Origin of the sequence: uncultured Nevskia sp., from assembly GCF_903885465.1 — a bacterium.
Lineage (GTDB): Bacteria > Pseudomonadota > Gammaproteobacteria > Nevskiales > Nevskiaceae > Nevskia.
On record NZ_CAISIQ010000057.1, the window covers coordinates 1 to 6,366 of the forward strand.

Below are 6,366 nucleotides of genomic sequence, written 5' to 3' on the forward strand. Positions count from 1 at the left end.
ACGACGCTTCATCTGCGACGCGAACACCGGATGGCCATCGGTCGGGTTGGCGCCGATGACAACGATGATGTCGCTCTGCATCACCGAATCGAAGGTCTGGGTGCCGGCCGATTCACCGATCGTCTGCTTCAGGCCATAGCCGGTCGGCGAGTGGCAGACGCGGGCGCAGGTGTCGACGTTGTTGTTGCCGAATGCGGCGCGGACCATTTTCTGGACCACGTACACCTCTTCATTGGTGCAGCGGCTCGAGGTGATCGCGCCGACCGAATCCCTGCCGTACTTCGCCTGAATGCGCTTGAACTCAGAAGCCGCGTGGCCGATCGCTTCATCCCAGGACACTTCGCGCCAGGGATCGGAAATCTTCGCGCGGATCATCGGCTTGGTGATCCGATCGGTGTGCGTCGCATAGCCGATCGCGAAGCGGCCCTTGACGCAGGAGTGACCGTGATTCGCGTGGCCGTCCTTGTTCGGCACCATGCGGACGATGTCCTCGCCCTTCATCTCGGCGCGGAACGAGCAGCCGACGCCGCAGTAGGCGCAGGTGGTGATCACGCTGTGCTCGGCCTGGCCCTTGGCGATCAGCGATTTCTCGCTCAGGGTCGCGGTCGGGCAGGCGGCCACGCAGGCGCCGCAGGACACGCATTCCGATTCCATGAAGCTGTCGCTCTGGCTCGGGCTGACCATCGACTCGAAGCCGCGGCCGGAGATGGTCAGCGCCAGGGTGCCCTGCTGCTCGTCGCAGGCGCGCACGCAGCGCGAGCAGACGATGCACTTGCTGGGATCGAAGGTGAAGTAAGGATTGCTCTCGTCCTTCGGCATGAAGCGATCGTTGAGCTTGCCGTCGCGCTTCGCATGGACATGGTTCTCGCCGTCATAGCCGTAGCGCACTTCGCGCAGGCCCACGGCGCCCGCCATGTCCTGCAGTTCGCAGTGGCCATTGGCGGGGCAGGTCAGGCAGTCCAGCGGGTGATCGGAGATGTACAGCTCCATCACGCCGAGGCGCAGCTTGGCGAGCTTGTCGTTCTGGGTGACTACCTTCATGCCGTCGGCGACCAGGGTCGTGCACGACGCCGGATAGCCGCGCATGCCTTCGATCTGCACCAGGCACAGACGGCAGGAGCCGAAGGCTTCCAGCGTGTCGGTGGCGCAGAGCTTGGGGATGTTGATGTCGGCAAGCGCGGCGGCGCGCATCACCGAAGTGCCTTCCGGCACCGTGACTTCACGGCCGTCGATGTTGAGCGTGACCTGCTTGGCCGCGACTTCGGCAATCGCGGTCTTCTGACCGACATTGCGCGGTGGACGCGGGGCGGGAGTACCGAGATCCTTGTCGATGATCGAGAACATGGCTGCGTACCTCTATCAGGACGCGACGCGAACGCGCGGCGTTTGCTGCTGGGATGATTTCTGGAAATCTTCGGGGAAATGATTCAAGGCGCTGAGCACCGGGAACGGCGCCATGCCGCCCAGTGCGCACAAGCTTCCGGCGAGCATCGTGTCGCAGAGATCGCGGAGCAGCGCTTCCTGCTTCACCGGTTGATCGCCGGCCACCAGCCGATCGATCACTTCCATGCCGCGCGTCGAGCCGATGCGGCAGGGTGTGCACTTACCGCAGGATTCGGTGGCGCAGAACTCCATCGAGAAGCGCGCCTGCTCGGCCATGTCGACGGTGTCGTCGAACACCGTGATGCCGCCGTGGCCGACCATGTTGTTGACCTTGGCGTAGGCCTCGTAGTCGAGCGGCAGATCGAACTGCGAATCCGGGATGTAGGCGCCGAGCGGGCCGCCGACCTGCACGGTGCGGATTGGCCGGCCGCTGAGTGCGCCGCCGCCGAAGGTGTAAAGCAGATCGCGCAAGGACACGCCGAAAGCTTTTTCGACCAGCCCGCCATGCTTGATGTTGCCGGCGAGCTGCACCGGAAGCGTGCCGCGCGAGCGGCCGACGCCGAAGTTCTTGTAGTGCTCTGCACCCTTGTCGAGGATGATCGGCACCGAGGCCAGGGTGATGACGTTGTTGATCACCGTCGGGCAACCGAACAGGCCCTTGATCGCCGGCAGCGGCGGCTTGAAGCGGACCATGCCGCGCTTGCCTTCCAGCGATTCCAGCAGCGAGGTTTCCTCGCCGCAGATATAGGCGCCGGCGCCCATCCGCACTTCCAGATCGAAGTGCTTGCCGGAACCCTGGATGTTGGCGCCCAGCCAGTTGGCAGCGTACGCGGCCTTGATCGCTTCGTTTAGCGCCCGCTCGCCGTACGGGTATTCGCAGCGCAGATAGATGTAGCCGCGCGTGGCACCGACGGCCACACCGGCGATGGTCATGCCTTCGATCAGCACGAAGGGATCGCCTTCGCAGACCATGCGATCGGCGAAGGTGCCGGAATCGCCTTCGTCGCCATTGCAGACGATGTACTTCTGCGCGCCTTCGGCACCCGCCACAGTCTTCCATTTGATGCCGGCCGGGAACGCAGCGCCACCGCGGCCGCGCAAGCCCGAGTCGGTCACCGCTGCGATGATCGCGGCTGGCTCCATCGCCAGCGCGTTCGTCAGGCCGTTGTAACCGTCGTGAGCGCGGTAATCGGCGAGGCTGACTGGATCGGTGATGCCGGCGCGCGCAAAGGTCAGGCGCTCCTGATTCTTGATGTATGGAATCTCTTCGACCAGATCGAGGCTCAGCGGATGACGAGCACCGTGAGTCAGCCCGGCTGCGAACAGCGAAGCAACGTCTTCCGGCTGCACCGGGCCGTAGCCGATGCGGCCGGCGTCGGTGGCGACCTCGACCAGCGGCTCCAGCCAGAACATGCCGCGCGAGCTGTTGCGGATCAGCTTGATGTCCAGGCCGATGCGCGCGGCTTCGGCAGTGATCGCGGCAGCCACTTCATCAGCGCCCAGCGAGATCGCTGTCGAATCGCGCGGCACGTAGATGGTCACGGCCTCCTTCAGGGCGCTCATGCCGTCACTCCGGTCAGGCGATCGAAGCGGTCCGCCGTCACGCGGCCTTTCAGCGCGCCATCGATCATCAGGCTGGGGCCGACGGCGCAATTGCCGAGGCAGTAGGCCGGTTCCAGCGTGTAGCGGCCATCGGCCGTGGTCTCGTGGAAATCGATGCCGAGCGTGGTTTTCACATGCGCTTCCAGTGCTCGGCCGCCAACCGCCTGACAGGCTTCGGCGCGACACAGATGCAGCACGTGTTCGCCCGGCTTCTCGGTGCGGTACCAGTGATAGAAGCTGATCACGCCATGCACTTCGGCACGCGACAGGTTCAGCGACTTGGCAATGACCGGCACCGCATCCTTCGGCACGTAGCCGAGCGCGTCCTGCACGCCGTGCAGGATCGGCAGCAAGGCACCCGGCAGGTTCTTCAACCTGGCGAGCACGGCATTGATCGCTGCGCTATCGGCGGCCGACAGCGATGACAGCTCGGCGAGCTTGATCGGCGGACTGCGGCGCTCGAAGGTGGAACTCGACAGGTTGGGGGCCATGTTTCGGATTCGGTCTTTACTTGAACAGGATTGCGGCCTTGGCGACGGTCTGCGACACGCCCCAAGCCAGTGGAATGCCGACGGCGAGCCAGGCGAGCAGCACCATGACGCTGAAGCCATTGGCGGTTTGAACGGAACTGATCGGCGCGCCAGCAGGGGCGATCTCGTGTGCCAGCCTCTTGGCTTCGGCCAGTTCGGCCTCGTTCATCTGCCATTTCGGCTCGACGGGGCGAATCAGCAGATTGCAGGCGAAGCCCACGACCAGCAGCCCGGCAAGGATCAGCATCGTGGTGTCGTAGACCTGCGCTTTCGCGACACCCTGGGCGAGTTGGTATTCGCGCAGGTAGTTGACGATCACCGGGCCAAAGATGCCGGCGATCGACCAGGCAGTCAGCAGCCGGCCATGGATGGCGCCGACGAACTGGGTGCCGAACATGTCGGCGAGATAGGCGGGCACGGTCGCAAAGCCACCGCCGTACATCGACAGGATGATGCACAGCGCGCCGACGAACAGCGCCACGCTGCCAGCGTGTCCGGCGCTGGGCACCGATGCGTAGAGCGCGGTGCCGAGCAGGAAGAAGATCGCGTAGGTGATCTTGCGGCCCAGCTTGTCGGACATCGATGCCCAGAAGAAGCGGCCGGCGATGTTGAACAGGCTGAGCAGGCCGGTGAAGCCGGCAGCGATCGCGGCGATCTGTGCAGCCTGGCTGGCATCGAGCGAGCCGATCGCAGCCTCGATGCCGATCAGTTGTCCGCCGAACACTTCCTGCAGCATCGGCGAGGCCATGCCGATGACGCCGATCCCGGCAGTGACGTTCAGGCACAGCACCGCCCAGATCAGCCAGAACTGTGGCGTCTTGTGGGCATTGTGCAGATGCACGTGCTTCGAGCTGATCATCGCGTTGGCGGTGTTCGTCGCCGGCGGTGTCCAGCCCGCAGGCTTCCAGCCGGCGGCGGGAACGCGATAGCCCAGTGCGCCCGCGGTCATGAACACGGCGTAGATCAGCGCCATGGTCACGAAGGTTTCAGCGACGCCGATCGAGCTTGCCGTGGCGTACTTCGTCATCAGCAGCTGGGCGAGAGGCGAGCCGATCATCGCGCCGCCGCCGAAGCCCATGATCGCCATGCCGGTGGCCATGCCGCGGCGATCCGGGAACCACTTGATCAGCGTCGACACCGGCGAGATGTAGCCAAGGCCGAGGCCGATGCCGCCGATCACGCCGGAGCCGAGCAGCATCAGCCAGAACTGATGCAGGTGAATGCCGAGCGCCGACAGCAGCATGCCGCCGCACCAGCAGGCCATCGACACCAGCCCGGCCTTGCGCGGGCCGGCGCGTTCCAGCCAGCCGCCCCAGATCGCAGCACTGGAGCCGAGAAAGACGAAGAACAGCGTGTACATCCAGCCGAGCGTGGAAATCTTCCAGTCGCAATTGCTGACGAATAGCTCGGCGAAGAAGCTGGTGCCCGCGGGGCAGGCGAGCGGTGCACTGACACCGACGGCTTTCGACAGCGGCAACCAGAACACGCTGAAGCCGTAGGCCATGCCGATGCAGAGGTGGATCGCGAGCGCAGCCGGCGGCACCAGCCAGCGGTTGAATCCCGGGCCGGCGATCGTCCGTTCCTTGGCCAGAAAATCGAGCAGGCTCGATGTTCCTGCCGTTGGCGCGATGCTCGACATTCATCCTCCGTTGCAGCAGCCTGAGTCGACTACTGTTTATGTGCCTTGAAACATATCTGCAGCCTTGAAAATCCTGCAGTTAGGACACGGTAGTCGTACCGGAGAGCGATGAAAATATGTATCGTAAAGCCTAAAGCGCATTCCTCTTTACCGACCTCCAAGGCATTCCGATGTTCAAAGTTTCGATCAAGCCGCATTGGCAGCTCGAACAGGCTGATGGCAAGCAGTCGCTGCCGCGTCTGGTCGAGCTTCTGGCCCGAGTCCGGGAAACCGGCACCCTGGCCGAAGCCTGCATCCAGGCCGGGCTTTCCTATCGCTACGCTTGGGGCCTTTTGCAGGACGGCACCCGCACCTTCGGCGCACCGCTGGTGGCGATGCAGCGCGGCCGCGGTGCGGTGCTGACGCCGCTGGCGGAGAAGCTGGTCTGGGCCGACAAGCGCATCAATGCGCGCTTGGCACCTTTGCTCGACAGCCTGGCATCGGAGCTGGAAGTGGAGCTGGAACGCGCGCTCAGCGACACCGGCGCCATCCTCCGCGTGCAGGCCAGCCACGGCTTCGCAGTGGAAACCCTGCGCGACTGGTTCGTGCGCAGCCGGATTCCGATCGACCTGAAATACCGTTCCAGCTTCGAAGCGCTCGGCGCGTTCAAGAGCGGCGCCTGCGATCTGGCCGGCTTTCACGTGCCGCTCGGCGAATTCGAAGCACCGGCGCTGCAGCAGTACGCCGCCTGGCTGAAACCGCAGACCCACCGGCTGATCATGCTGGCAACGCGACGCCAGGGCCTGATCGTGGCGCCGGGCAATCCGAAAGGCATCCAGTCGCTGGCCGATCTGTCCCGCGCCGAAATCCGCTTCGTCAATCGCCAGCCCGGGTCCGGCACCCGGATGCTGCTCGATCTGATGCTGGAAAAGGCTGGCATCGACGGCGCCAGGATCACCGGTTACGAAAGCGGCGAATTCACCCATGCCGCAGTTGCCGCTTACGTCGCCAGCGGCATGGCCGATGCGGGTGTCGGCGTCGAGGCCGCGGCCAAGCGCTTCGATCTCGGCTTCGTGCCGCTGGCCGGTGAGCGCTACTTCTTCCTGTGCGCGAAAACTGCGCTGAAGACTCCGGCACTGCTGAGCGTGATCGACACCCTGTGCAATCCGGACTTCCGCAACCTGGTCAACGCCTTACCCGGCTACAACGCCGCGAACTGCGGTGAAGTGCTGG

The 6,366-nt window shown here is 64.5% G+C and carries 5 protein-coding genes; 1 reads left to right on the top strand and 4 read right to left on the bottom strand.

Translation table 11 applies throughout. From position 1 onward, the window contains the following. The 4 genes from QZY06_RS01980 to QZY06_RS01995 form a co-directional block, all read right to left on the bottom strand. A partial coding sequence (locus QZY06_RS01980; RefSeq protein WP_295679497.1) for a 2Fe-2S iron-sulfur cluster-binding protein occupies positions 1 to 1,344 on the bottom strand: 1,344 nt, incomplete at its 3' end. Positions 1,345 to 1,359: 15 nt separating this feature from the next. Beyond that, positions 1,360 to 2,946 (bottom strand): NADH-quinone oxidoreductase subunit NuoF, encoded by a 1,587-nt coding sequence (locus QZY06_RS01985; RefSeq protein ID WP_295679499.1) that lies wholly within the window; start codon positions 2,944 to 2,946, stop codon positions 1,360 to 1,362. Next, positions 2,943 to 3,476 (bottom strand): formate dehydrogenase subunit gamma, encoded by a 534-nt coding sequence (locus QZY06_RS01990; protein ID WP_295679501.1) that lies wholly within the window; start codon positions 3,474 to 3,476, stop codon positions 2,943 to 2,945. Before QZY06_RS01990 ends, QZY06_RS01985 begins: the two co-directional genes overlap by 4 nt. Before the next feature lie 16 nt (positions 3,477 to 3,492). Beyond that, entirely contained in the window at positions 3,493 to 5,154 is a 1,662-nt protein-coding gene (locus tag QZY06_RS01995) for an OFA family MFS transporter (protein ID WP_295679503.1), read from the bottom strand. A gap of 170 nt (positions 5,155 to 5,324) precedes the next feature. On the opposite strand from QZY06_RS01995, the gene QZY06_RS02000 reads away from it, so the two are divergent. Continuing rightward, positions 5,325 to 6,366, top strand: a 1,042-nt coding sequence (locus QZY06_RS02000; protein ID WP_295679505.1) for a substrate-binding domain-containing protein, incomplete at its 3' end; no start/stop codon positions are given.